General features: G+C 61.8%; 24 protein-coding genes. 14 read left to right on the top strand and 10 right to left on the bottom strand.

The annotated features are described in order from the left end of the window. Positions 1-49 precede the first annotated feature (49 nt). From ACS3QZ_RS02205 to ACS3QZ_RS02235, 7 genes are all read left to right on the top strand, one after another. Positions 50-604 carry a YeeE/YedE thiosulfate transporter family protein gene (locus ACS3QZ_RS02205; RefSeq protein ID WP_456036368.1) on the top strand — a complete coding sequence of 185 codons (555 nt, stop codon included), beginning with the start codon at positions 50-52 and terminating at the stop codon, positions 602-604. 4 nt (positions 605-608) lie between these two features. Next, on the top strand, positions 609-1196 hold the full coding sequence (locus ACS3QZ_RS02210; RefSeq protein ID WP_456036369.1) for a DUF6691 family protein: 588 nt from the start codon (positions 609-611) through the stop codon (positions 1194-1196). A gap of 144 nt (positions 1197-1340) precedes the next feature. Further along, positions 1341-2309 (top strand): XdhC family protein, encoded by a 969-nt coding sequence (locus tag ACS3QZ_RS02215; RefSeq protein WP_456036370.1) that lies wholly within the window; start codon positions 1341-1343, stop codon positions 2307-2309. Further along, the gene (locus ACS3QZ_RS02220) at positions 2306-3316 is read left to right on the top strand and encodes a molybdopterin-binding protein (protein ID WP_456036371.1); all 1011 of its coding nucleotides are present in this window, start codon (positions 2306-2308) and stop codon (positions 3314-3316) included. Before ACS3QZ_RS02215 ends, ACS3QZ_RS02220 begins: the two co-directional genes overlap by 4 nt. A 109-nt stretch (positions 3317-3425) precedes the next feature. Then, complete coding sequence (locus ACS3QZ_RS02225) at positions 3426-3911, top strand: (2Fe-2S)-binding protein (RefSeq protein ID WP_093092844.1); 486 nt, start codon at positions 3426-3428, stop codon at positions 3909-3911. A 95-nt stretch (positions 3912-4006) separates the two neighbouring features. Next, the gene (locus ACS3QZ_RS02230; protein ID WP_456036372.1) at positions 4007-6370 is read left to right on the top strand and encodes a xanthine dehydrogenase family protein molybdopterin-binding subunit; all 2364 of its coding nucleotides are present in this window, start codon (positions 4007-4009) and stop codon (positions 6368-6370) included. A 104-nt stretch (positions 6371-6474) separates the two neighbouring features. Beyond that, the gene (locus tag ACS3QZ_RS02235; protein ID WP_456036373.1) at positions 6475-7260 is read left to right on the top strand and encodes an FAD binding domain-containing protein; all 786 of its coding nucleotides are present in this window, start codon (positions 6475-6477) and stop codon (positions 7258-7260) included. Between the two features lie 75 nt (positions 7261-7335). On the opposite strand, the gene ACS3QZ_RS02240 is transcribed toward ACS3QZ_RS02235, so the two are convergent. Both ACS3QZ_RS02240 and infC read right to left on the bottom strand, forming a co-directional pair. Beyond that, a complete protein-coding gene (locus ACS3QZ_RS02240; protein WP_456036374.1) occupies positions 7336-7935 on the bottom strand; it encodes an SAM-dependent methyltransferase in 600 nt (199 codons plus the stop codon). Positions 7936-8034: 99 nt separating this feature from the next. Continuing rightward, complete coding sequence (gene infC / locus ACS3QZ_RS02245) at positions 8035-8580, bottom strand: translation initiation factor IF-3 (RefSeq protein ID WP_456039298.1); 546 nt, start codon at positions 8578-8580, stop codon at positions 8035-8037. 197 nt (positions 8581-8777) lie between these two features. Here infC and ACS3QZ_RS02250 point away from each other — a divergent pair, with 197 nt between their 5' ends. Together ACS3QZ_RS02250 and ACS3QZ_RS02255 are read left to right on the top strand one after the other, a co-directional pair. Next, positions 8778-9302 carry a hypothetical protein gene (locus ACS3QZ_RS02250; RefSeq protein WP_456036375.1) on the top strand — a complete coding sequence of 175 codons (525 nt, stop codon included), beginning with the start codon at positions 8778-8780 and terminating at the stop codon, positions 9300-9302. A gap of 133 nt (positions 9303-9435) precedes the next feature. Beyond that, on the top strand, positions 9436-9855 hold the full coding sequence (locus tag ACS3QZ_RS02255; protein ID WP_456036376.1) for a GFA family protein: 420 nt from the start codon (positions 9436-9438) through the stop codon (positions 9853-9855). 189 nt (positions 9856-10044) lie between these two features. Here ACS3QZ_RS02255 and ACS3QZ_RS02260 read toward each other — a convergent pair whose 3' ends face one another. Beyond that, on the bottom strand, positions 10045-10953 hold the full coding sequence (locus ACS3QZ_RS02260; protein WP_456036377.1) for a LysR family transcriptional regulator: 909 nt from the start codon (positions 10951-10953) through the stop codon (positions 10045-10047). A 112-nt stretch (positions 10954-11065) separates the two neighbouring features. Here ACS3QZ_RS02260 and ACS3QZ_RS02265 point away from each other — a divergent pair, with 112 nt between their 5' ends. Next, complete coding sequence (locus ACS3QZ_RS02265) at positions 11066-11518, top strand: cupin domain-containing protein (RefSeq protein WP_456036378.1); 453 nt, start codon at positions 11066-11068, stop codon at positions 11516-11518. 130 nt (positions 11519-11648) lie between these two features. Here ACS3QZ_RS02265 and ACS3QZ_RS02270 read toward each other — a convergent pair whose 3' ends face one another. The 5 genes from ACS3QZ_RS02270 to ACS3QZ_RS02290 all read right to left on the bottom strand — a co-directional run bounded on the left by ACS3QZ_RS02270 (position 11649) and on the right by ACS3QZ_RS02290 (position 15794). Continuing rightward, positions 11649-12506: a ferredoxin--NADP reductase gene (locus ACS3QZ_RS02270; RefSeq protein ID WP_093092826.1), complete on the bottom strand. Its 858-nt coding sequence runs from the start codon at positions 12504-12506 to the stop codon at positions 11649-11651. A gap of 122 nt (positions 12507-12628) precedes the next feature. Further along, positions 12629-13042, bottom strand: coding sequence for a DUF934 domain-containing protein (locus tag ACS3QZ_RS02275; RefSeq protein ID WP_456036379.1), 414 nt, complete (start codon positions 13040-13042; stop codon positions 12629-12631). Beyond that, entirely contained in the window at positions 13039-13836 is a 798-nt protein-coding gene (locus tag ACS3QZ_RS02280; protein WP_456036380.1) for a phosphoadenylyl-sulfate reductase, read from the bottom strand. Before ACS3QZ_RS02280 ends, ACS3QZ_RS02275 begins: the two co-directional genes overlap by 4 nt. Further along, a complete protein-coding gene (locus ACS3QZ_RS02285) occupies positions 13826-15493 on the bottom strand; it encodes a nitrite/sulfite reductase (protein WP_456036381.1) in 1668 nt (555 codons plus the stop codon). The genes ACS3QZ_RS02280 and ACS3QZ_RS02285 overlap by 11 nt, the downstream gene beginning before the upstream one ends. Beyond that, positions 15486-15794: a DUF2849 domain-containing protein gene (locus ACS3QZ_RS02290; protein ID WP_456036382.1), complete on the bottom strand. Its 309-nt coding sequence runs from the start codon at positions 15792-15794 to the stop codon at positions 15486-15488. The genes ACS3QZ_RS02285 and ACS3QZ_RS02290 overlap by 8 nt, the downstream gene beginning before the upstream one ends. Before the next feature lie 141 nt (positions 15795-15935). Here ACS3QZ_RS02290 and ACS3QZ_RS02295 point away from each other — a divergent pair, with 141 nt between their 5' ends. Together ACS3QZ_RS02295 and ACS3QZ_RS02300 are read left to right on the top strand one after the other, a co-directional pair. Beyond that, positions 15936-16397 carry an Lrp/AsnC family transcriptional regulator gene (locus ACS3QZ_RS02295; protein ID WP_093092816.1) on the top strand — a complete coding sequence of 154 codons (462 nt, stop codon included), beginning with the start codon at positions 15936-15938 and terminating at the stop codon, positions 16395-16397. Between the two features lie 115 nt (positions 16398-16512). After that, complete coding sequence (locus ACS3QZ_RS02300) at positions 16513-16815, top strand: DUF2293 domain-containing protein (RefSeq protein WP_456036383.1); 303 nt, start codon at positions 16513-16515, stop codon at positions 16813-16815. Positions 16816-16880: 65 nt separating this feature from the next. Here the strand turns inward: ACS3QZ_RS02300 and ACS3QZ_RS02305 are convergent, their stop codons facing one another. After that, entirely contained in the window at positions 16881-18062 is a 1182-nt protein-coding gene (locus ACS3QZ_RS02305) for a cytochrome P450 (protein WP_456036384.1), read from the bottom strand. A 155-nt stretch (positions 18063-18217) separates the two neighbouring features. Between ACS3QZ_RS02305 and ACS3QZ_RS02310 the strand changes: the two genes are divergently transcribed. Further along, a complete protein-coding gene (locus ACS3QZ_RS02310) occupies positions 18218-19984 on the top strand; it encodes a sensor histidine kinase (RefSeq protein ID WP_456036385.1) in 1767 nt (588 codons plus the stop codon). Then, positions 19981-21207 carry a sigma-54-dependent transcriptional regulator gene (locus ACS3QZ_RS02315; protein ID WP_456036386.1) on the top strand — a complete coding sequence of 409 codons (1227 nt, stop codon included), beginning with the start codon at positions 19981-19983 and terminating at the stop codon, positions 21205-21207. The genes ACS3QZ_RS02310 and ACS3QZ_RS02315 overlap by 4 nt, the downstream gene beginning before the upstream one ends. On the opposite strand, the gene ACS3QZ_RS02320 is transcribed toward ACS3QZ_RS02315, so the two are convergent. Next, positions 21204-22982, bottom strand: a complete 1779-nt coding sequence (locus ACS3QZ_RS02320) for an SLC13 family permease (protein WP_456036387.1) — start codon at positions 22980-22982, stop codon at positions 21204-21206. The genes ACS3QZ_RS02315 and ACS3QZ_RS02320 overlap by 4 nt on opposite strands. Between the last annotated feature and the right edge of the window lie 180 nt (positions 22983-23162).

Here is a 23162-nt window from a genome sequence, read left to right on the forward strand (position 1 = left end):
ATTCCAAAATCCATATATTAATCAAATCGAATATATGGAGGGTCACCCAATGCCTTTGAACTGGAAAACCGGCGGCGTGCTGCTGGGCTTCGTGTTCTTTCTGGCGGTGCTGCTGGTCAAGCCCATCGGGGTGTCGACACAGTTCGTCATTCTGGACGCGATTATCGGCAACACCGTGAATGCCGAGTTGATCACGCAGACCGATGACGGCGCCTATACGTCAAGCAACGCCTATCTTGCGAAATCCAACGGCAAATACGCCAAGAACGCGGCCAATCCGCTCAACTACAGCTTTGTCTTCGTGCTGGCGATGATGGTGGGCGCGTTTCTGTCGGCCATGGCGCGGGGCGGCATCCGTGCCGATGAACGCCGCTTGCCGGCGATCTGGCGGGCCAATTACGGGGATACGCCGGTGAAACGCTACATGGTGGCCTTTCTGGGCGGCTTTATCGTGCTTTACGGCGCGCGACTGGCGGGGGGCTGTACCTCGGGGCACATGATGTCGGGCATGATGCAGACCGCGCTGAGCGGGTACATCTTTGCCGCCGGTGCCTTTGCTGCTGCCGTTCCGGTGGCGATGATCATGTATGGACGGGAGACCTGATCAGATGAATATCCTTCTTGCTTTGCTGATTGGCGCCGCCTTTGGCGCGACGCTGGACCGGATCGGGGCAACCAGCCCGAACTGGATCATTCGCATGTTGTCCTTGCGCAACCTGCACCTGATGAAGACCATCCTGCTGGCGATTGGCACCGGGTCGATCCTGATGTTCGGTGGCCAGATGCTGGGCCTCGTGGATGTCGGCCACATGTCGGTCAAGACCGCCTATGTGGGTGTTTTCCTTGGTGGGCTGATGCTGGGCGCGGGTTGGGCCGCGTCGGGCTATTGCCCCGGTACCGGGGTCTGTGCGGCGGCCTCGGGGCGCAAGGACGCGCTGTTCTTTATCGCCGGAGGCCTGTTGGGCGCGGCGGCCTACATGGTGACGTATCCGGCGTGGAAAGGCAGTGGCCTGCTCGACAAGATCGCCGGGGGCAAGGTGACTTTGGGCGCCGTTCCGGGCGCCGAATACGAAGGTCTTGTTGGTATGTCAGGCGACGTGTTGGGCATTGTTCTGGGCGCGGTGTTCGTGCTGGTGGCGTTCCTGTTGCCCGAGCGGCTGGTCGGGGAAGGGGCTGCGCCGGTAGCCGCCGAATAATCCGCTGTTGAAATGGATGGGAAGAAGGCCGGGCCGGGTGCCCGGCCTTTTTTTGTTTGGCATGTACCATTTGGTCGAACTTGCGCTTTGGATGGGGATGCCACATCTTTTGCGCAAAGGGCAGCAATGCGCCGGGGGGATTTCATGAGCGACAGATTGCAGGGCGCGCCGGAACTGGCGTTGGAATGGCATCGCGCGGGGCGCGGGGCGGCCTTGGCCACCGTGGTCGAGACCTGGGGCAGTGCGCCGCGCCGTGTGGGGGCGCAGATGGTCGTGTCCGGCGATGGTCAGATCGAAGGCTCGGTCTCGGGCGGCTGTGTCGAAGGCGCGGTGATGGTCGAGGCGCTGGAGGCGCTGGAAGAGGGCAAGGGGCGTCTCTTGGAATTCGGCGTCAGCGACGGGGATGCGTTTGCCGTGGGGTTGGCCTGTGGTGGCACGATCCGGGTGTTGGTGGAACCGGTGGGGGCGGTTTTGAGCGAAGTTGTGCTTGATGCACTGGTCACGGCGCGGGCCGAGCGGCGTCCGGTGGCCTATGTCTGTGATGCAGAGGCCGGGGGCGGTTTGCTCAGCGAAGAGGGGTTCGAGGATCGGTTCCGCATGGACCGTTCGGGGTTGGAGGAGGATGGTCGGTTCGTGGCCATTCACAACCCGCCCTTGCGTCTGGTGATCGTGGGCGCGGTGCATATCGCGCAAGCCCTTGTTCCGATGGCGCGGGTGGCGGGGTTTGATCCGATCCTTGTCGATCCGCGCAGTGCGTTCGGGTCCGAAGCGCGGTTTCCCGGCGAAACCATTGTCGAGGACTGGCCGGACGAGGCGCTGGACGCGATTGGGCTGGATGGGCGCACGGCGCTGGTTTTGTTGACCCATGATCCCAAGCTGGATGATCCGGCGCTGCATGTGGCGCTGCGCTCGGACGTGTTTTACATCGGCGCGCTGGGCAGCAAGCGCACCCACGCAAGCCGGGTGGCGCGGTTGCAGGAGGCCGGGTTCACGGAAAACGAGATCGCACGCATTCACGGACCGATCGGGCTTGATATCGGGGCGGCGGGGCCGTCTGAGATTGCTGTGTCGATCTTGGCCGAGATGGTGCAGGTGCTGAGGAAAGGCGCGTGAGGTTCGGATCCGTTCCCATCCTGGACGCCGAAGGGGCGATCCTTGCCCATTCGGTCCAAGCCGGGTCGGAGAAGCTGCGCAAGGGGTTGGTGCTGGGCGCGGCGCATATCGAGGCGTTGCGTGGGGCGGGGATTGGTGAGGTCACGGTGGCCGCGCTGGACCCCGAGGATTTGTACGAGGATGTCGCCGCAGAGCGGTTGGCGCGGGCGCTGGTGCCGGATGAGGCGGCGGCGCAGTTGGAGCGGACAAGGGCCTTTACCGGGCGGGTGAACCTCGTGGCGGCCTGTCCGGGGGTGGCGGTGCTGGATGTGGCCGCCTTGGATGCGCTCAATGCGGTGCATCCGATGATCACGCTGGCCACAGTGCCGCCGTTTCAACAGGTGGGCACCGGGCAGATGGTGGGGACGGTCAAGATCATTTCCTATGGCGTGCCCGAGGCAGATTTGGCCCATGCGGCAGAATTGGGGGCGGCGGCGATGCGGCTGGCTCCGGTCGTGCATGAGACCGCGTCATTGATCATTACCGAGATCCCCGGTGGGGTCGGAGACAAGGGGCGCAAGGCCATCGAAGGGCGACTTGAGGCGCTGGGGATGGATTTGAGTGAGGTGGTGATGGTGCCGCATCGGGTCGACGAGTTAGCCGGGGCGGTGGCAGCGGCCAAGGGGGATTTGGTGTTGATCCTGACTGGGTCCGCGACCTCGGATCCCAATGATGTCGCGCCCGAAGCGGTGCGTGTGGCCGGTGGGCGCGTTGAGCGGTTCGGGATGCCGGTTGATCCGGGCAACCTGTTGTTTCTGGGCTGTGTCGGGACGCGCCCGGTGATTGGCCTGCCGGGCTGTGCACGCTCACCTGCCTTGAACGGGGCGGACTGGGTTCTGTCGCGGGTGGCCTGTGGGATCGAGGTCAGCCACGGCGACATTGCGGGCATGGGGGTTGGCGGTCTCCTGAAGGAGATCCCGACCCGGCCCATGCCACGCGAGCGGCGGCGACCTACGACCAATGTCTAACCGCATGGGCGGCTGACGGGAAAAAAGCGCCTTCTCAGACTTGGGAACCCGTGTTTTACTTTCCGCACATCAAGAACAGAAAAAAGTTCAACAACTCTGGGAGGAGCCAATGTCACAGGTCACCATGACCGTGAATGGCAAGGAGATGTCCGGCGATGCCGAAGGACGTACCTTGCTCAGCCAATTCTTGCGGGAAACCCTCAACCTGACCGGCACGCATGTCGGTTGCGACACCAGCCAATGCGGCGCCTGCGTGGTGCATGTCAACGGGCAGGCCGTCAAAAGCTGCACCATGCTGGCGATGGAAGCCGATGGGGCCGAGGTGGAAACCATCGAAGGGCAGGCGGCGCCGGATGGCACGCTGAACACCATTCAACAGGCATTCCAGGATCACCACGGTCTTCAGTGCGGGTTCTGCACGCCGGGTATGGTGATGTCGGCGGCTGCGCTTTTGAAAGAGAACCCGAAGCCGAGCGAAGCGGAAATCCGGGATTACCTTGAAGGCAATATCTGCCGCTGCACCGGGTATCACAACATCGTCAAGGCGATCATGGCCGCGTCCGGACAGGACGTGAGCGCGATTGCCGCCGAGTGACACAGGACGAACGGTGCGTGTGAACACGCACCCTAGCAGTGACACCGGGATGTAGGGTGCGTGATTTCACGCACCGATCAATGGGAGGATATGAGATGCCGAAAGATCATGGCATTGGCGCCAGCCCGAAGCGGCGCGAAGACGTCCGGTTTCTGACCGGGACGGGGAACTATACGGACGACATCAATGTAAACGGTCAGGCCTATGTGCATTTCCTGCGCTCGGATGTGGCGCATGGGAAGATCAACGGGATCGGTACCGATGTGGCTGCGGCGATGCCGGGCGTGGTGCGGATTTTCACTGGCGCCGATTTCGAGGGCGTGGGGGGTATTCCCTGCGGTTGGCAGGTGACGGACCGCCATGGCAACCCCATGCAGGAGCCGGCACACCCGGTGCTCGCGCAGGGCAAGGTGCGCCATGTGGGCGATCCGATTGCCGCCGTGGTGGCCGACACCTATGAGCAGGCGCGCGATGCGGCCGAGGCGATCGAGCTTGATATCGAAGAGCTTCCCGCCGTGGTCGATATGAAGGCGGCGTTGGCCGATGGGGCCACCAAGGTGCATGACGACCTTGAAAACAACCTTTGTTATGACTGGGGGTTTGTCGAGGAAAACAAGGATGCTGTTGATCAGGCGATCAAGGACGCGGCGCATGTGACGACGCTGGAACTGGTCAACAACCGCCTGATTGCCAACCCGATGGAGCCACGCGTGGCCATTGGCGATTACAACCGCGCCACAGATGACAGCACGCTTTACACCACCAGCCAGAACCCGCATGTGATCCGCCTGTTGATGGGCGCTTTTGTGCTGGGCATCCCGGAACACAAGCTGCGCGTGATTGCGCCGGATGTGGGCGGCGGTTTCGGCACCAAGATCTTCCACTACGCGGAAGAAGCGTTCTGTACCTTTGCCGCCAAGGCGCTCAACCGTCCGGTCAAGTGGACCGCGTCGCGCTCGGAAGCGTTCATGTCAGATGCGCATGGTCGTGACCACGTGACCAAGATCGAGCTGGCGCTGGACAAGGACAACAACTTTACCGCGGTGCGCACCGAGACCTATGCCAATATGGGTGCGTATCTGTCGACCTTTGCGCCGAGCGTTCCGACATGGCTGCATGGCACGCTGATGGCGGGGAACTACCGCACGCCGGTGATCTATGTGAACGTCAAGGCGGTGTTCACCAACACGGTTCCGGTAGACGCCTATCGCGGGGCCGGGCGCCCCGAGGCGACATTCCAGCTGGAGCGTGTGATCGACAAGGCCGCGCGTGAACTGGGCGTTGATCCGATTGCGCTGCGCCGTCAGAACTTCATCACCGAATTCCCCTATGCCACGCCCGTGGCGGTGGAATATGACACCGGGGATTATCACGGCACGATGGATGCGCTGGAGAAGATCGCGGACCTGTCGGGCTTTGAAGCCCGGCGCAAGGAAAGCGAAGCCAGGGGCAAGCTGCGTGGGCTGGGTGTGAACTGTTATATCGAGGCCTGCGGCATCGCGCCGTCGAACCTTGTCGGGCAGTTGGGCGCACGGGCCGGTCTTTATGAGAGCGCCACGGTGCGGGTGAACGCCACGGGTGGCCTCGTGGTCATGACCGGCAGCCACAGCCACGGTCAGGGGCACGAAACCAGCTTTCCGCAGGTCATTGCCGAGATGATCGGGATCGATGAAAGCATGGTGGAAATCGTGCATGGCGATACCGCGAACACACCGATGGGCATGGGCACCTATGGCTCGCGCTCGTTGGCGGTGGGCGGCTCGGCCATGGTGCGGGCCACGGAAAAGATCATCAACAAGGCCAAGAAGATCGCGGCCCACCTGATGGAGGCCGCAGAGGCCGATATCGAGTTGAAGGATGGTCAGTTCAGCGTCGCCGGGACCGACAAGTCTGTGGCCTGGGGTGATGTGACCCTTGCCGCTTACGTCCCGCATAACTATCCGCTGGAAGACATCGAGCCGGGGCTGGAGGAAACCGCGTTTTATGACCCGGCGAACTTCACCTATCCCTCGGGCGCCTATTGTTGTGAGGTCGAGGTGGACCCGGAGACCGGGAAGGTCACGATCGAGCGGTTCTCGGCGGCGGATGACTTTGGCAATATCGTCAACCCGATGATCGTGGATGGTCAGGTGCATGGTGGCATTGGACAGGGCATTGGTCAGGCGCTGCTGGAAGGTTGTGTTTATGACGCGGACGGTCAGCTTCTGAGCGCGTCCTACATGGATTACGCCATGCCGCGTGCCGATGATGTGCCGTTCTACAATGTCGATCATTCCAGCCAGACGCCCTGTACCCATAACCCGCTTGGGGTGAAGGGCTGTGGTGAGGCCGGGGCCATCGGCTCGCCGCCTTCCGTGGTGAACGCGGTGATCGACGCGTTGCAGTCGGGCGGTCATGACGTGACCCATATCGACATGCCCGTGTCGCCGTCGCGCGTCTGGGCTGCGATGCAGGGATAGGATGAGAGGGTCGGTCCGGGGGCTGTCTGCCCCCGGACCCCCGAGGATATTTCTGGCAAAAGGAAGAGGGGTTGGACCCGGCTTCCTTGGGAAGGAAAAGAGAGATGTACAATTTTGACTTTGAAAAGCCGACATCGGTGGCCGACGCGGTGGCCGCGCTGGCCGGGGAAGATGCGCAGGCGCTGGGCGGGGGGCAGACCCTGATCCCGACGCTGAAGCAGCGCCTCGCCAGCCCGTCCAAGCTGGTCAGCCTCGCAGGGATTGCCGATATCAAGGGTGTCTGCATGAGCGATGACGGACAGGTCTGCGTGGGCGGGGCGACCGTGCATGCGGACGTTGCGGTCAATGCAGGAAGCTACCCGGCGCTGGCAGCGCTCGCGGGCAATATCGGGGACCCGGCGGTGCGGGCACGCGGCACGATTGGCGGCTCGCTTGCAAATAACGACCCGTCGGCCTGTTACCCGTCGGCGGCGCTGGCTTCGGGGGCGACGATTGTCACCAACGCCCGCGAGATCGCAGCGGATGATTATTTCCAGGGCATGTTCGCTACGGCGCTGGAAGAGGGCGAGATCATCACCGAGGTACGCTTTCCGGTGCCGGAGGCGGCAAATTACCAGAAGTTCGAACAGCCCGCGTCGCGCTTTGCGCTGGTGGGTGTGTTCGTCGCCAAGTACGCCGATGGTGTCCGTGTGGCCGTGACCGGGGCGTCCGAGGAAGGTGTCTTCCGCTGGAGTGCTGCGGAGGAGGCGCTGTCCGGGAATTTCTCGGCCGATGCGGTGCCCGCTGCGCCGAGCGCGGACGGGATGATCAACGACCTGCACGGCACGGCGGCCTATCGCGCGCATCTGATTGCGGTTCTGACCAAGCGGGCCGTGGCCGCCTGCGGATAGGCCGGATCGCCTCCGGCGGGCGTATTTTTGGCAAAATGAAGAGGGGGCGTCGTGGTATTGCGGCGCCCCTTTTTTTCAGGCGGGCTTGCGGGCGATCAGGTCGATCAGGGCGGACATGCCGGAGTGTCCGCGCCCTTCCTGCACCTCGCGGTCATATTCCTTGAGGACGAGGATGTCCCAGCCGACAAAGGCGGCGCGCAGGATGACTTCGGTGTACATGTTCTCGGCATTGGGAGGGCCGCCCGTGCCATAGTCCAGCTGTTCGGGGCGATAGCCGTGCAGCATGATCAGCCCGCCCGGCCTGGTGGCGTCTTTCATGCGTTGAAATTGCTGGCGGCGGCCATCGGGGCCGACGAACTGGATGAAGATGCCGGCCACGAGATCATAGGTTCTGGCGGGCCACGGTTCGTTCATGATGTCGCGCTGGAGAAATTCGACCGACACGCCGCGTTCCGAGGCCAGCTTGTGCGCGCGGGCAATGGCGCTCGGGGCGAATTCGAGCGCGGTGACATCCATGCCCTGTTCGGCCATGTAGACCGAGTTGCGCCCCTCTCCGTCCGCCACGGCAAGCGCAGTGGCGCCTGCAACCAGAACATCACGGTGATCGACCATGAACTGCGCCGGCGCGGTGCCGAAGACATAGTCGGGGGAGGTGGCAAAGCGGTTTTCCCACATGGCATGGTCCTTTCTGACGGGGGCGAGCTGCCCCAAAAAAGAAACCCCCCGCTTGTTCACGAAGCGAGGGGTTCCCGTATCCGGCATTCTGGGCCGGACTTACTTGGACAGGGGGCCGATCATCATGATCATCTGGCGGCCTTCCATCTTGGGCATGTTTTCGACCTTGCCGATTTCCTTGATGTCTTCGGCCACGCGTTCGAGAAGCTCACGGCCCAGGTTCTGGTGGGCCATTTCGCGGCCGCGGAAGCGCAGGGTGACTTTGACCTTGTCGCCTTTCTCAAGGAATTTGACCACGTTGCGCATTTTCACTTCGTAGTCATGGGTGTCGGTGTTCGGGCGGAACTTGACCTCTTTGACCTCGATGACCTTCTGCTTCTTGCGGGCTTCGGATTCGCGTTTTTGCTGTTCGTACTTGAACTTGCCGAAATCCATGATCTTGCAGACGGGCGGGTTCGCGTTGGGCGAGATCTCGACCAGATCAAGCCCGGCCTCTTCGGCCAGTGCCATGCCTTTGGCAGGGTGGACGACCCCGATATTTTCGCCATCTGCGCCAATCAGGCGGATTTCAGGTGCGCGAATACGTCCGTTGATGCGGGGGCCGGTGTCGCGCTGCGGGGGCGCGTTGTGAGGTCTGCGGGCTATGGTTTTGTTCCTTCAATAGCTGTCGTTGTTCGGGCGGTAATTTATTCGCGGTTTCGTGCCGACACAACAGCCGAATGCGCGATTATGAGCCTAATCGCGCGGCTTTCCCCCTTGTGGGCAGACGAGGGATGGCCACATTGCCGCAACATGTGAGATATGCCCGTCAGGGCGGAGATTGAAACAAGGAGAATTCCCCGATGAAGTATGTGATTGGGATCGTGGTCGCCGCAGCAGTTGTGGTTGGCGGGTATTTTGCGTTTTTCAAGGCGCCGGAAGAGGTGGCGACACCTGAACCGGAAGTCAGCGCGCCGACCGAAACAACCCCTGTGACAGAGGAAAACCCTGTCGAGCAGTCGATTGAAGACGTGGAAGAGGCGGTGGAAGAGGCAGCTGAAGCCGCGAAAGAAGACGTGGACGAGGCCGTGGATACGGCCAAGGACGCCATGGAAGAGGCCGTCGAGGGCACCGCAGACGCCGTTGAAGGCGCGATGGATACAGCAACCGAGGCCGCCGAAGAGGCATCTGACGCAGCACAGGAAGTTGTGACTGATACCGTTGAGGAAGTCAGCGAACAGGCTTCGGACGCTGTGGATGCTGCGCAGGAGCTGATTGACGGGGGCACTGAGGCGGCAACGGATGCGGTCAGCGACATGACCAAATCGCTTGAAGGGGCCACGGAAGGCGCCGAGCCGAAACTTCCCGACAGTGAAAGTGGCAACTAAGCTGCGTCTGGCGGTTTGCTAGAGACGGACATGTCAGGGGTCGCCCGGATGGGCGGCCCTTTTTGCGTCGTGCGCGCTTCTGCGTCGTGGCCCCTGTGCTATGATGTTGCAAGCGGATCGGGGAGTTGGAGACATGACCGGGATGATCGAGGGCGGGTGCCTGTGTGGTGCGACGAGCTTCGAAATCGAAAACGATTTTGCGTTTCTGCTGTTCTGCCACTGTGAGCAGTGCCGCAAGCTGAGCGGTTCTGCGATGGCCGCCAACCTGTTTTCCACGACCCGGAGCCTGATCTGGGTCAGGGGGGAAGGGCATGTGACCCATTTCCGCCACCCGGACCGTCAGTTTTCCCGCGCGTTCTGCAACCAATGTGGAAGCGCCCTGCCTTTCCAGGGCGCATCGGGGCGTTTCGTGATCGTGCCTGCCGGGGCACTGGATGGAGAGCCGGAGGTCGCAAAGCGGGCCGAGGTGTTTACCTGTGAGCGTGCGGACTGGGGCCTTGGGCGGGCGCCAGCCGAAACCTTTGATGGGTTTCCGAGCTATTTCGATACGTGACGCCGAACAGCTGAAAACCATGACACTGATCGCGCCGGAAACGGCGGCTTGCCTGTTCTGAGATGGCCTGTCGCACGGATCAGACAAGCAAGGCCATTGAACACGCTTTGCTTTGGGTGCGCGTCAGAGCCGTCTTAGAGGCCGTAGGTGATCAATCCCGCATGTCGGATGGCTGGTCGCCCAATGACGTCATTCCGAATCGTTTTCGAAGGCCCCGCCGTCCGAAAACTGCTCTCGGAGCCAGTCTTCGAACAGCAGGACCACCGACCTTTTTGACCTCTTTGATCTGGGGCGCATGAGGTAGTGCCCGTTTGGCGTGGGGACGTCAGCGCCGATTACGGCGACACGCGGTGCGGTTGCGTTTGCCATTTCCACCAGGCGTTTCAGAACGACTGCATAGCCGCCGCCATTCGCGGTCAGCTCGATTGCGGCCGTCATGGTGTCGACGTAGAGTTCGTCCGGGTTTTCGGGCAAGGCCAGATCGTGGGCCGCCAAATACCTGATCCAATCGGCTTCCTGCCCCAGAATCCGAATGAATGGGCCCGTCAACAACGCATCCGGGGCGAAGGTGGTCTTTCCCGCCGCTAAAGGCCCTACCGGGACCATGACATCATCGGACAAGCGCTCAGAGGCGGTGTCGGTCCAATCGCCCCTTCCGACACGCAGCTCCACGTCTACGTGGTCAAAACCCGTGGCATCTGTCCAGATGTTCGAGACGAGGCGGACATCAATGTCGGGGTGAGCGAGCTTGAACTCGGGAAGTCGCGGCGCCAGCCACAGGGCAGAGGTCGAGATCGGTGCCTTGACCGTAATGGTTTCGTTGCGCGTCGCGCCGAACAGGCTGGCCGTGGCCACATCAATGTCCGCCAAGGCCTGCCGGACCGTTGCGACATAGGCCTGCCCGATATCCGTCAGGGACAGATGGCGCGCCCTTCGGTGAAACAAGCGGCTTCCCAGTTGCTCTTCCAGCGTTCGGATATGAAGGCTGACCGCCGTCTGGGTGAGGCCCAGTTCCGTTGCCGTTGCGGTGAAGTTCAGGTGGCGAGAGGCGGCTTCGAAAGTGCGCAGCCAAGTCAGGTTGATCTTGTTTTTGAGCACAGGCCACCACCAAAAAAAATTGCCGATAACTTCCTGTTTAAGTCGCTTCTACTTTGCGGGCAAGTCGTAGAAATCTCGGCCTGACAGGATACCCTATTTGAGGAAACGCACCATGCCCATGACCCAGCTCAACGACTATGTCGTCCAACAGGACTTTGCGCCAGCAGCCGCAAATGACAATCCAGCAGGCTTTGTTGTCGCGTTGGATGATCAGCCGATTGAAGGGGGATTTGATCCCGCCTTCGGTGACGTGACCTGGCAGACGCTGATTTCACGTGACAGGACACCGTCGAACGGGGTGGTTCTGGGCGTTGCGAACTTTCCCGCACATGGCGTGTTGCACCTGCATCGCCACACGCCGCCCGAGTTTTACTTTGGCCTGAGCGGATCGGGGACCGTCATGCTGGACGGGCAGCCCGTTGAAATTTTTCCCGGGGTGGCTGTTTTTATCCCGTCCAACGCGGAACATGGGGTGACTGCCGGGCCGGAAGGTTTGGCCTTTGCCTACGGGTTTGGTGAGGATGCCTTTTCCGATATCGAGTACAGGTTTTCCGCAGCCCAGTGACCACACACTGCCCTTCATCGCGTATTCCCAAGGGTAGGGCGGTGCGGCGTAGGGGGCTTCCGGCGCTCTTTCGAAAAAGAAACCCCGGCGATCAAGCCGGGGTTTTTGACGGTTCAGATGTGTGGATTGTTCAATCCAGAAACGCCTTTTCGACCACGTATTGCGCAGGCTTTGAGTTGGCACCCTCTTCAAGGCCGGCGGCCTCGAGCATGTCCTTGAGTTCCAGATTGAAAGCGAGGTTGCCGCAGATCATGGCGCGGTCGTTCTGCGGGCAGAGCGGCTCGACACCGAGATCCTTGTAGGCTTCGCCCGAGTTGATCAGGTCGGTGATCCGGCCCATTTTGGCGCTCTCTTCGCGGGTGGTGGTCGGGTAGTACTTGATCTTTTTCCAGAAGCCTTCGCCGATCACTTCGTTCAGCAGTTCGTCGTCCTTGAGGGAGTCGATGATGTTGCGCCCATAGGTCAGCTCGCCCGCCTCACGGCAGGTGTGGGTGATGATCACCTCGTCGTAGTCCTCGTAGGTCTGTGGTTCGCGCAGCAGTGAGGCGAAGGGCGCAAAGCCAGTGCCGGTGGCAAAGAACCAGATGCGTTTGCCGGGCAGAAGCGCGTCATGCACCAGCGTGCCGACGGGTTTGGGGCGCAGGATGATTTCGTCGCCCGGTTTGATATGCTGGAGCTTGGAGGTCAGCGGGCCGTCCTGGACTTTAATCGAATAGAATTCCAGTTCCTCGTCCCAGCTGGGCGAGGCGATGGAATAGGCACGCAGAAGCGGTTTCTGCTTGCCGGTCTTGGGGTCCGGGTCGCCCATCAGGCCGATCATGACGAATTCGCCTGAGCGGAACCGCAACGTCGCGGGCCGCGTGCATTTGAAGGAAAACAGGCGGTCGGTGTAGTGCTGCACCTCGGTCACGGTTTGCGCGTCGGGCAGGGTGGGTACCTTGGGTACGGCGGTGGCTTGGGCTTCGGTCACTGGTTTTTGCTCGGTCATATCAAAAGGGGCGGGGGAGGCTGTCCCCCATCTATCAGTTCTGCATGGGATTTGAAGGTGTATCTGCGAGATGTCTTTGACATATCGCAAATTGGCTATCTTTGACAGGGGGTAACGGGGCGTCAGTGCTGCCCGCGCATCCGGGACTGGTAGTCATGAGCCTGCCAGTCGGCGCGGAAGACCCATTCACCTTCGGGCTGACGTGCAGCGAGATCGTCGGAGATCTCGACTTCGTCAAAACCGCAGCGCCGCGCCATCGCGTATTGATCCGAGATCACATGGCCGCGGGCGCGCAGGCGCCCCTTGTACCCGCTCAGCCGGAGCTGGCGTGCGATGGTGAAACCGCGCCCGTCGGCAAAGGACGGGAAATCGACGCGGATCATCTCGACACCCGAGAGGTGTGTGAGCAGCTCGGCCGGGTCGAAATCGGAGGGCACATCGAGTGCAACAACGTCGTTGGCGGCTTCGTTCACGGGCACGAAAGGTTTGGTGAAGTCATCGGCCTGAAAGCCGGAATCGGTCACGAGTACAGTCATGTCTTTTCTCCTTGGCGCACCATTTTGCCATTCACGAAATGGATGCCGCATTCTTCCTTGTCCTGACCGCGCCAGCGGCCCGAGCGGGGGTCTTCGCCTTCGGCAACCGGGCTGGTGCAGGGGGCGCAGCCGATCGACGGATACCCCTTGGCCACCATCGGGTGACGGGGAAGGCGGTTTTCTTCCATGTAAGCGCGCACGTCCTCGGGCGCCCAATGGGCCAGCGGGTTGACCTTGATCCGGCCGGTGAAGTCCTCGACTTCGAAGAAATCGAGCGCGGCACGGGTGCCGGACTGGAACCGCTTGCGCCCGGTGATCCAGCCGTCAAAGTCGCGCAGGGCCTTTTGCAGGGGCCGGGTCTTGCGCAGGGCACAGCAGGAGTCGGTGTCGTGCTGGTGCAGCGTGCCGTCCGGGTCTTCGGCGGCCAGCGTCGCGTCCGAGGCGCGGATGATCTGGATATTCTGCAGATGCAGGCGCTCGGCCAGCTCCTGTTGATAAACCAGCGTTTCGGCAAACAGCATCTCCGTGTCTACGAAGAGCACGGGGATATTGCGATCCACCATGGACGCGAGGTGCAGGAGCACCACCGACTCGGCCCCGAACGAGGACACTAGCGCGATCCTGCCCGCCTGCGGGTCGCGCAAGGCTGCCTCGATCACTGCGGTCGCCGAATGGTGCCGATACCGTGCATTGAGCGCGTCGACCTTGGCCCTGAGCGGATCGGCGGGCAGCTCCGACAGGTTCGCCGCCGTGTTCAGCGGCGAAGCCAGGGGGGAAACCGTGTTATGCCGCATTGGCCCGCGCCTCGGGGTAGAGATAGGCCTTGAACGGGGCGAGACCCAGCCGGCGATAGGCGGCGAGGAAGGTTTCCTCGGGGCCGGTGCGCAGTTCGAGATAGCCCTCGACCAGCCGTTCGATCGCCGGAACGATCTCGTCATAGGCAAAGCCGGGGCCGGCGCGTTCACCGATCGCCGCGTCCCACGTGGCGTCGCCGCCCAGCGTGATCTGGTAGTTTTCCACACCAGCGCGGTCGAGGCCCAGAATGCCGATATGACCGACATGGTGGTGACCGCAGGCGTTGATGCAGCCAGAAATCTTGATCTGCAGGTGGCCGATATCGTGCTCCAGCTTGAGTTCATCGAAGCGGGTCGCGATCTGCTGGGCAACAGGGATCGAGCGGGCCGTGGCCAGTGCGCAGTAATCCATGCCCGGGCAGGCGATGATGTCGGAAATCATGCCGATATTGGCGGTGTGCAGATCGGCGTCGCGCAGGGCTGCATACACGCCGGGCAGGTCGGATTTGTGCACATGCGGCAGGATCACGTTCTGCTCGTGGCTGATGCGCAGCTCGTCGTGGCCGTATTGACGGGCAACATCCGCGAGGACGCGCATCTGGTCGGAGGTCGCATCGCCGGGGGTTGCGCCGTGCTTCTTGAGCGAAACCGTGACAATGGCATAGCCCGGAGCGCGGTGTGCGCTCAGGTTGGCGTCGACCCAGCTGCGGAACATCGGGTCGGCATCATAGGACCGGTCAAAGGCGTCCGTGGGCGCATCGCGAAAGGCGGGCGCGGCAAAGTGCTCCTCGATTTCGGTCAGAAGCGCCTGATCGAAGCCGCCGAAGGTGGGGCGGATCTGCTGGAAACGCGCGTCGACACGGGCGCGGATATCATCGAGACCATGTTCGTGCACGGTGATCTTGATCCGCGCCTTGTACTTGTTATCGCGGCGGCCGATCTGGTTCCAGACCGAGACCACACTCTCGATATATGCCAGTAGGTCGGCGCTGGGGAGAAAGTCGCGCAGGACCTTGCCAATCATCGGAGTGCGGCCCAAACCGCCGCCAACGAGGATCTGGTATCCAGTTTCGCCCTCGTCGTTTTTCACGATCCGCACGGCCAGGTCATGGGCCTTGAGCACGGCGCGGTCATTCTCGGCTCCGGACACGGCGATCTTGAACTTGCGGCCCATGAACTGAAATTCCGGGTGGTCGGTGGACCACTGGCGGATCAGTTCCGCGACGGGGCGCGGGTCTGCGATCTCGTCCGCGGCGGCCCCGGCGAAGTGGTCCGCGGTCACGTTGCGGATGGTGTTGCCCGATGTCTGGATGGCGTGCAGGTTCACCTCGGCCAGTGCGTCGAGCATGTCCGGCACGTCGGAGAGCTTGGGCCAGTTGTACTGGATGTTCTGGCGGGTGGTGAAATGGCCATAGCCCTTGTCCCACTTGTCAGCGAGCAGCGCGAGCTGGTCCATCTGCGCGGACGATAGCGTGCCATAGGGGATGGCGACACGTAGCATATAGGCGTGCAGTTGCAGGTAGAGACCATTCATCAGGCGCAGCGGCTTGAACTCGTCCTCGGTCAGGTTGCCGGCGATGCGGCGCTCGACCTGGGCACGAAACTGGCGGTTGCGCTCTGCGAGGAAAGCGGCGTCGAAATCGGTGTACTTATACATGGTTTGCCTCTTCCTGCTTGCCGTGGAAATAGTTCGAGGGGCCGGTGCGGCGAAAATCCTCGCGGAAATGGGTCGGTTCGGGGCCAGTGGCGCCGGGCGTGACGTCTGCGAGATAGACGCCGACCGCTTCGCTGGCGCGTTGCTCAGCTTCGAGCAGGCGCAGTTGAGCGTGGGCCTCGTCGGTGATCGTTTCGGCCTTGCACATGTCACGGGTCCAGCTGTCATCTGCGGCAAGATAGATCACGTCGCCCTCGATCAGGGCGTTGGCGGTGATGACTTTGGGCGTGAATGCGCGGGGCATGACCGGACTCCATTGGTTTGACTTGGGTGTAGATATAGGAAATATTCCCCATATCGCGCCAGATGGTGGAAAAAATAGAAACGTTTGTTCCGGTTGTGTCGCCATGCAGCGCGAATTTCCCGGATAGCTGGAGAAAATGGGATGGCATTGCGGATCGACGAGATGGACCGGAAAATCCTTGGTGAGTTGCAGCGCGATGCGGCGCAATCGCTGGATGAAATTGCCAAGCGGGTGGGGTCTTCGAAGACGCCGGTGTGGAATCGGATTCGCAAGTTGCGCGAAGCCGGGGTGATCCGAAGGCAGACGGTTCTGCTCGATGCCGAGGCGCTTGGGTTCGAGGCCTGTTTCTTTGTTCTGATCCGCACGTCCGAGCATGAAGCGGATTGGCAGGCCAAGTTCCTGCAGGCGCTGCAGGACCGCCCCGAAGTGCTCGAGGCGCACCGGCTGGCGGGGGATATCGACTATATCCTCAAGGTGCAGGTCCAGAATGCGCGGGCTTATGACACATTCTATCAGGCGCTGATTTCAGAGGTGAAGGTGCACAACGTGACGGCACTCTTGTCGATGGAAGAGATCAAGTCGACGACGATGCTGCCGCTTTGAGGGTAGCAGAACAGCTTCTCGCGATAGTTTCGATAACTCGCATTTTCGCCCGTGGCATGGTATCAACTTGGGGCGGCGGGGAAAGTGGAAATGCTCCAAAAGCGATTGTTTGCCAATGCGGTTTGAACGCAAGTCTGTACGAAATCACATCAAAAAGAACCTTCCTGGATGCGCGATGCGACACCGGGAAAAAATTACGCAGAGAGTTGTGCAAAAAAAGTGGCGCGGTGTCACTCTTGGAAAAGCTGTTGGCATCACGGCCACTTGTTATATTCGTCACAACCTCACTCAGTACGAAAAGTTGATGGATAAACACGGGCTCACACGAGCTGAAGCCCGGATTGCCGAATCCAATGCTGTCAAAGACATCTTCGAACAATGGAGAAAACTTTCTTCTCCGACAGACGTTTCATTTTGAAGTAGCAAACAGAAAATCGCCTATTTGTTTCGATCGGACATGCATGATTTTGCATTTGCGACGTGTCAAACCTCGACCATCAGCTTTTCCAGCCCGTGGAAGTGATACGTGTTCGCATAGCGGGGTGGTTCGGTCAGGAGCAGGTCAGGGCAACGGTCGAACAGGATCGGCAGGGCAATCTGCATCTCGAGCCGCGCGAGCGGTGCGCCGACGCAGAAATGAAGGCCCCCGCCGAAGCTGACATTGGTTTGCACAGGGCGGCGCGGGTTGAAGACTTGCGGATCTTCCCAAACGCCGGGATCACGGTTGGCCGCGCCGAGCAGCAGCGCAACCTGATCGCCCCGCCGGAATGTATGGCGGCCGACCTCGATATCTTCATACGCGTGGCGTGTGAACATGTGCAAAGGCGGGTCAAAGCGCAGGATTTCCTCGACCGTGCCGTCGATGGCATCGGGCAAGAGGCAAGCGCGGTCGGTGTTTTGTTCGAGCAGAGTTTTCACGCCATTGCCGAGCGAATGTACCGTGGCCTCGTGACCCGCATTGAGGATCAGGATGCAAGTGGTGATCAATTCTTCTGTCGACAGCTTGTCGCCGGCCTCTTCGGCTTGAATCAGCCGGGTGATGAGATCGTCCGACGGGGTTTTGCGGCGGGTGTCGATATAGTCCTTGAGAAAGGCGGTGAATTCCGTTGCGGCCGCCGCGGCGGCGTCTTCGTGCGCGCGGGAGCGGCCTGCCATGTACATGGCCACCATGGCGTGCGACCAGTTCAGGAATTGGGGCGCCATGTCGTCGGGGACGCCGAGTAGCCGGGCAATCGTGATGACCGGCACCTGATCACAGAATCCGTCGAGCAGGTTGAAAGACGCGTCCGGGAACCTGTCGATCATGTCGTGACACAGGGTTTCGATACCCGGACGCAGGTCGGTGATGGCGCGGGTGGTGAAGGCGCGCAGCACGAGGGACCGCAGGCGAGTGTGGCGGGGCGGTTCAAGCTCGAGCATGGAATGGGCCTCGACCGCGTAAAAGGGTTCGAGATGGGGCGGGACTTCGGCGGCCATTTCCGGTGGCACCTCGCGCCCGAAGCGGCGGTCCTTGAAGATCATCGAAACCGTCGCGTTGGAGAGCGCGGCGGGCATGCCGTACTCTTCCCAGAACACCATGGAACCATGGTCGCGGGCCCGGTCGTAGAAGGCATAGGGGTCTTGCACGAAGGCCGGGTCGGTCGGGGATTGAGTCACACGTTCCATGGCGTCAATTTGCCTGCGTTATTCGGATTGGCAAGGGGCGTCATCCGATTATGTGCTTGTGCGCGTTGATTTCGGGAACGGCAGGGCGACGCATCCCGAGATGAAGGTGAGTGGGGCGACTCGCGGGGCGCGGAATATGAAGGTAGGGTGACGCCATGAGAACGTGGATACGGCATCGGGCGGCGATTCTGGCGCTTTTCCTTCTGGCATTGGCGGTGGTGGCCGGCGGTGTCTGGCGGTTCGGCTATGGCCAGGCGCTGGACCAGTTGGCGCGGCGGGGCGAGGCGGACCTCGCGCTTGCTGCCGATCGCCTGACAGCGCAGCTTCAACGCTATCAGGAGTTGGCGGTGCTGCTGTCCGAGCATCCGTATCTTGTAGCGCTCAGTTGGGGGCAGGGGGACGTGGGAACCGCAAAGGCGCTGCTTTTGGAGGCCGCGGACAAGACGGCTGCGCTTGATCTGGTCTATGCTGCTGCGGACGGACGCGTGATCACCTCGGCCCATGGGCGTTTCGAGCAGGATGGCCGGATCAACGGGGCGCCCTATTTCGAGCGTGCGCTGCAGGGCGCCTTGGGCGCGCACCATGAGGTGGACCCGCGCTTTGGCCGTCGTGCCTTCTATTTCGCCTCACCGAATTTCGGCCCGGACGGACGGGTCACGGGCGTTCTGATCGTGGTGGTCGATATCGAGAATGTCGAAGAGAACTGGCGCGGGGATCGCCCAGCGGTGTTCTTTGTCGACGAGGCAGGGGAGGTGTTCATCTCGAACCGGTCCGAGCTGTTGTTCTGGCAGCGGCGGGGTGGGGACGTGGGCCTTGTTCCGCCCGAAGGCTACGCGCCGCCATTTGTGCAGTTCTTTCGTGCCGGGCACGAATTGTGGCGGCTTGATTGGGGGCCTTATCTGCCGCAACGCGGGATTCATATCGTGCAGGATCTGCCTGTGATCGAGATGCGGGGCGAGGCGCTTGTCGATGTGGCGCCGGCGCTTCGGCTTGCCGGTTTGCAGGCGGCGGCGGTGGGGGCGGCGATGATGGTGTTCGGCCTGTTCCTGTGGCAGGCGATCGAGCGGCGGCGGGTGCTGGCCGAAGCGAATGCGGTTCTGGAAGAGCGGGTCGAAGAACGTACAGCGGAGCTGAGCGAGACCAACATTGCCCTGCGCCACGAGATCACCGAACGCGAGGAAGCCGAGGCCGCGCTCAAGAAGGCGCAGGCCGATCTTGTGCAGGCGGGCAAGCTGAGCGCGCTTGGGCAGATGAGTGCCGGGATCAGTCACGAGTTGAACCAGCCCCTGATGGCGATCCAGAGCTTTGCCGAGAACGGTGCGCGGTTCATGGAGCGGGGCAACCCGGAGAAGGCTGAGGAGAACCTCGGGAAGATTGCGCAGATGGCCACGCGCATGGCACGGATCATCAAGAACCTGCGGGCCTTTGCCCGCAATGAAAGTGAACCGATGGGCAAGGTCGATCTTGTGTCGGTGATCAATCAGGCGGTCGAGTTGACCGAGCCGCGCGTGCGACAGGCGGGTGTGACCCTGCGTTGGGACGCAGATCAGGCACCCGCGGGCGTTTTCGCGCTGGGGGGGGAGGTAAGGCTTGGACAGGTCTTCGTGAACCTGATCAACAACGCGGTGGACGCGATGGCGGATGCCCCGCGCAAGCAGATCGAGATTTCGCTCGAGGTGGGGCCGCGCCTGTCGGTGGCGGTGCGTGATACGGGACCGGGCATTGCTGAACCGGACCGCATCTTCGACCCCTTCTATTCGACCAAGGCGGTGGGCAGTTCCGAGGGGATGGGGCTTGGCCTGTCCATTTCCTATGGCCTGGTGCAAAGCTTTGGCGGCAATATCCGGGGCACAAACGCGCCCGATGGGGGGGCGGTGTTCACGGTGGAACTTGACTATTGGAAAGAGGACAAGGTGGCATGAGTGCACCCGTTCTGGTGGTGGATGACGATCCGATGGTGCGCGAGGCGCTGACGCAGACGCTCGAACTGGCGGATTTCCCGGTGATTGCGGCAGGTTCGTTTGTCGAGGCCAAGGATCACATCGTGCCCGGTTTCAAAGGCGTGATCCTGTCGGACATGCGGATGCCGGGGCGGGACGGGTTTCATCTTCTGGATTACACGCAGGGCGTGGACGGCGAGTTGCCGGTGATCCTGTTGACCGGAGAAGGGGACATCCCCATGGCGGTGCGCGCCATGACGCAGGGCGCGTTCGGGTTCCTTGAGAAACCCTGTGCGCCCTCGGAATTGACGGCCGTCATCGCGCGGGCGCAAAAAGCGCGCGACATGGCGCTGGAAAACCGGGAGTTGAAGGCGCAGCTGGAAAGCGGCGATGCGGCGGCGCGCTGGCTTTTTGGTGTGTCCAAGCAGGCCGAGCGGTTGCGCGCGCAGGTTCGCAACGTGGCAAGGATCGGCACCGAGGTGCTGGTGACGGGCGCACCGGGGACCGGGATTTCCAAGGTGGCCGAAGTGATCCACCTGTGTTCGCCTTTGAGCACGGGGCCATTTGGCAAGCACACGGCGGCTGGCATGGTGCCGGAGCGGTTCGCAGAGGTGGTTGAAGAAGCTCAGGGCGGGAGCCTGTTTCTGGACGAGATCCAGGCGATGCCGATGGACACCCAGTTTGCACTGATGGAGATGCTGGAACAGGGCGGGCATCCGCGGCTGATTTTCGGTAGCGCGGCGGAACTTGACAGCGCGGTCGAAACCGGCGCGTTACATGCCGATCTCTATTACCGTCTGGACGCGCTGCAGGTGCGCATTCCGGCACTTTCCGAGCGACCCGAGGATATCCCGGTTCTGTTTCGGCATTACGTGGCGCAGGCCGCAGAACAATCCGGAGTGAAGGCGCCGGAAATCACACCCGAGGTGATCACGGGGCTGATGGCGCGGGACTGGCCGGGTAATGCGCGCGCGCTGATGTCGGTGGCGATGCGCTTTGTGCTGGGGCTTCCCGGCGAAGAGACGCAGGGCGGCGGTCAGGGGCTTGCAGAACAGATGGCGCAGGTCGAGCGCGCGCTTCTGGTCGAGGCGCTCAGGCGGCATGGCGGGCGCGCGGCGGTCGCCGCAGAGGCGCTCAAGCTGCCGCGCAAGACCATGTATGACAAGCTGGCGAAATACGGGCTGAAGCCCGAGGAGTTTCGTTAAAGCGGCCAGAACACGGGGATCAGGGCAGAGGCGAGCAGGCCGACCGAGAGGTTCAATGGGATTCCGATGCGAAGGAAATCCGTGAAGCGATAGCCGCCGGGGCCGTAGACCATCATGTTGGTCTGATAGCCGATGGGTGTGGCAAAGCTGGCCGAGGCGGCAATCATCACGGCAATCACCAGCGGGCGAGGATCAATCCCAAGGGCGGCGCCCAGCGAGATGGCCAGCGGGGTGATCACCACCGCAACAGCGTTGTTGGAAATCAATTCGGTCAGGATCGAGGTCAGCAGGTAGAGCGACCAGACGATCAGGAAGGGGGGCATGATTTCGAGCCAGGGTTTGGCAAGGTCGACGATCAGCAGCACGGCGCCCGAGGATTCCAGCGCGACGCCAATCGCGAGCATCGAAAAGATCAGCACAAGAAGGCGGCCATCGACGAGCGAAAAGGCTTCGTCCGCGTCGATGCATCCGGCCAGAAGGACAAAGGCGACGGCGATGATGGCAAGGAACAGGATCGGGGCCACCCCGAGGGCTGCTAAAACGACGATCCCCAAGAGTGCGGCAACCGCCAGCGGCGCATGTGCGCGACGGTAGGCACGGGCGGTGGGCTGGCTGATGTTGACGGCTCCGGCATCGCTGGCAAGACGGGCGAGGTCTTCCGGCGCGCCTTCGAGAAGCAACGTATCCCCGACCTCGAGCACTTGCTGATCGAGCTGGCCGCTGATGTTGCGGTCGCGACGGTGCAGGGCAATCGGGTAGATGCCGTAACGCCGTCGCAGGCGCAGCTGGCCCATGGACTTGCCCAGCAGGGCCGAATTGGGCGCGATCAGCACTTCGACGGTGATGGTCCGGCGCGACGACAGTTTGTCGACCTGCCGCACAGTGGGATCACCCTGAAGCCCGAGCAGGTCTTCCATCTGGGTGCGGATCACGACGCGATCCCCGGCCTCAAGCGTGACAGCGGCCAGATCGCGGCGCAGAGAGGCATCGCCGCGCAGCACATCGACAACGCGCATGCCCGCGCCCTTGAAAAGGTCGATTTCGGCAACTTTCTGACCGATCAGTTTGCTGTCATCGGGGATGGCGACCTCGGCGAGGAACTTCTTTTTGGATTGATCGGTAAACAACGCAGCCATGCTCGCGCGTTCGGGAAGCAGGCGCGCGCCGACAAGTCGGAGATACACCATGCCCCAGATCACGAGGATGATGGCAAGCGGGGTGACCTCGAAGATGGAAAAGGGTTTGAGGCCGTGGGTGGTGGCAACGCCGGCGACAAGCAGATTGGTCGAGGTGCCCAAGAGGGTCAGGGTGCCCCCAAGGATCGACGCGTATGAGAGCGGGATCAGAAGCTTGCTCGCCGGGAGGTTCAGCTTGCGGGACAGTTGGATAAAGACCGGGATCATCACCAAAACGACAGGCGTGTTGTTGACAAAGGCCGAGGCGATCACGGCAAAACCGATCAGCACGCCCACGGCCATGGCCGGGTTGCCGTCGGCCCGTTCTTCGGCCAGCTTGGTGAACTTTTCAAGCGCACCGGTACGCACCAGCGCGCCCGCAACGATGAACATCGCGCCGATTGTCCAGGGGGCCGGGTTGGAAAGCGCCCCCAGCGCGGCGCCATAGGGCAGCACCCCGGTCAATAGCAGAGCCGCGACCGCACCGAGGGCAACGACTTCGGCAGGCCAGCGTTCGAGAACGAACAGGGTGAACATCGCGAAAAGGATGATCAGCGCAACGATGGCGTCGGAGTGTCCGTTTGTCAGAAAATCGAACATGGGCGAAATCGGTGTCCAAAAAGGGCGCGTGGGCGCGGAGGTGACTTTGAATGTAAGCGGTCACCGGCCCGTCTGGGAATGGGGGGAGATGAATTTTGATAACTTTTTGCGGCGCTTGGCGCGTTTCCTGAGCAACCATGTTTGGGGTAGGGGTGTTGCGTGCTTATTGTGTGTGAAAAC

The sequence above is a fragment of the Shimia sp. W99 genome, from assembly GCF_053851455.3.

Excerpts from the sequence above, each read along its gene's own strand:
- ACS3QZ_RS02320 (WP_456036387.1), bottom strand. The coding sequence starts at position 22,982 with ATGTTCGATTTTCTGACAAACGGACACTCCGACGCCATCGTTGCGCTG.
- ACS3QZ_RS02275 (WP_456036379.1), bottom strand. The coding sequence starts at position 13,042 with ATGACTGTACTCGTGACCGATTCCGGCTTTCAGGCCGATGACTTCACC.
- ACS3QZ_RS02315 (WP_456036386.1), top strand. The coding sequence starts at position 19,981 with ATGAGTGCACCCGTTCTGGTGGTGGATGACGATCCGATGGTGCGCGAG.
- ACS3QZ_RS02235 (WP_456036373.1), top strand. The coding sequence starts at position 6,475 with ATGTACAATTTTGACTTTGAAAAGCCGACATCGGTGGCCGACGCGGTG.
- ACS3QZ_RS02210 (WP_456036369.1), top strand. The coding sequence starts at position 609 with ATGAATATCCTTCTTGCTTTGCTGATTGGCGCCGCCTTTGGCGCGACG.
- ACS3QZ_RS02295 (WP_093092816.1), top strand. The coding sequence starts at position 15,936 with ATGGCATTGCGGATCGACGAGATGGACCGGAAAATCCTTGGTGAGTTG.
- ACS3QZ_RS02205 (WP_456036368.1), top strand. The coding sequence starts at position 50 with ATGCCTTTGAACTGGAAAACCGGCGGCGTGCTGCTGGGCTTCGTGTTC.
- ACS3QZ_RS02310 (WP_456036385.1), top strand. The coding sequence starts at position 18,218 with ATGAGAACGTGGATACGGCATCGGGCGGCGATTCTGGCGCTTTTCCTT.
- ACS3QZ_RS02225 (WP_093092844.1), top strand. The coding sequence starts at position 3,426 with ATGTCACAGGTCACCATGACCGTGAATGGCAAGGAGATGTCCGGCGAT.
- ACS3QZ_RS02250 (WP_456036375.1), top strand. The coding sequence starts at position 8,778 with ATGAAGTATGTGATTGGGATCGTGGTCGCCGCAGCAGTTGTGGTTGGC.
- ACS3QZ_RS02230 (WP_456036372.1), top strand. The coding sequence starts at position 4,007 with ATGCCGAAAGATCATGGCATTGGCGCCAGCCCGAAGCGGCGCGAAGAC.
- ACS3QZ_RS02300 (WP_456036383.1), top strand. The coding sequence starts at position 16,513 with ATGCGGTTTGAACGCAAGTCTGTACGAAATCACATCAAAAAGAACCTT.
- ACS3QZ_RS02215 (WP_456036370.1), top strand. The coding sequence starts at position 1,341 with ATGAGCGACAGATTGCAGGGCGCGCCGGAACTGGCGTTGGAATGGCAT.
- ACS3QZ_RS02285 (WP_456036381.1), bottom strand. The coding sequence starts at position 15,493 with ATGTATAAGTACACCGATTTCGACGCCGCTTTCCTCGCAGAGCGCAAC.
- ACS3QZ_RS02305 (WP_456036384.1), bottom strand. The coding sequence starts at position 18,062 with ATGGAACGTGTGACTCAATCCCCGACCGACCCGGCCTTCGTGCAAGAC.
- ACS3QZ_RS02280 (WP_456036380.1), bottom strand. The coding sequence starts at position 13,836 with ATGCGGCATAACACGGTTTCCCCCCTGGCTTCGCCGCTGAACACGGCG.
- ACS3QZ_RS02255 (WP_456036376.1), top strand. The coding sequence starts at position 9,436 with ATGACCGGGATGATCGAGGGCGGGTGCCTGTGTGGTGCGACGAGCTTC.
- ACS3QZ_RS02270 (WP_093092826.1), bottom strand. The coding sequence starts at position 12,506 with ATGACCGAGCAAAAACCAGTGACCGAAGCCCAAGCCACCGCCGTACCC.
- ACS3QZ_RS02240 (WP_456036374.1), bottom strand. The coding sequence starts at position 7,935 with ATGTGGGAAAACCGCTTTGCCACCTCCCCCGACTATGTCTTCGGCACC.
- ACS3QZ_RS02265 (WP_456036378.1), top strand. The coding sequence starts at position 11,066 with ATGCCCATGACCCAGCTCAACGACTATGTCGTCCAACAGGACTTTGCG.
- ACS3QZ_RS02290 (WP_456036382.1), bottom strand. The coding sequence starts at position 15,794 with ATGCCCCGCGCATTCACGCCCAAAGTCATCACCGCCAACGCCCTGATC.